Genomic DNA, 845 nt, shown 5'->3' on the forward strand with positions numbered 1-845 from the left:
GCAAAACCGCTTGTGTATGCTGTTCCAGTTCCCGAATTCTGGCGGTATATCCCTCCACGGAGCGCCCGTGCGCGTCTGCCATGCTGCCGCGTTGATAAACAAACGGTTGTCTTTCGCCACTCCCCCGTGCTTCCCTGCCTGTCCGGGCAGCAGGTCTTTTATCCGTTCCCACGCCGCGTCGCTTATATCGTGCCGGTGTATGCCTTCTTGTCTTTTCATGCTTCTATTTTACCTCTTTTCCCCTATCCAGTCCACACTGCCTAGCCGTCAAGATGCCTTCGATTTCCGCAAAGAAGACTTTGCCCTCTTCGCTGTCGTTTTGATACGCGGTAGGCGCGAGGCGCAGCGCGCGGCTTTCGAACATTTTCTCAAAAGCGCTCATGCTGGCGTATTGGTAGAGGTATTTGCCGGAAGAGGCGTTAGACTCGTCGACAAGGCAGTCTTTCCAAAGCGAATGCAACGCCCGAACCAGTTCTTTATGCGCTTCTGAATCAGTGCCTTTCTTTTTGTAAACAACAATAAACCGCGCAAAAAAATGACGAAACTTCACAAGTGTTTCCGTTTCGTAATTCCATAAATCATCCGGGGCGATTTTCCAGACTATGTCCTGATAAGAGGCTCTCGCAGCCAAATCCGGCTTTAGCCGTATCGCTGCGTCATAGTCCGCTATCGCTTTGCCATAGTCGCCTTTTTGTTCATACACAAAGCCGCGATTATGAAACGCTTCCGCAAAATCCGGCTGTAGCTCTGTCGCCTTCGTGTAGGCTTCTATCGCCGCGTCGTATTCTTTCTTGGCATAGCGCTCGTTTCCCTGCGCCCCAAAAGCCGCCGCTTCCGCGTTCAGT

General features: G+C 52.1%; 2 protein-coding genes. Both read right to left on the reverse strand.

The window, feature by feature from the left end; genetic code table 11:
• A partial coding sequence (locus tag AWU74_RS06445) for a transposase (protein WP_162504950.1) occupies positions 1-219 on the reverse strand: 219 nt, incomplete at its 3' end.
• A 4-nt stretch (positions 220-223) separates the two neighbouring features.
• Positions 224-845, reverse strand: a 622-nt coding sequence (locus AWU74_RS06450) for a tetratricopeptide repeat protein (RefSeq protein ID WP_187150904.1), incomplete at its 5' end; no start/stop codon positions are given.

The sequence above is a fragment of the Treponema endosymbiont of Eucomonympha sp. genome (assembly GCF_001028545.1).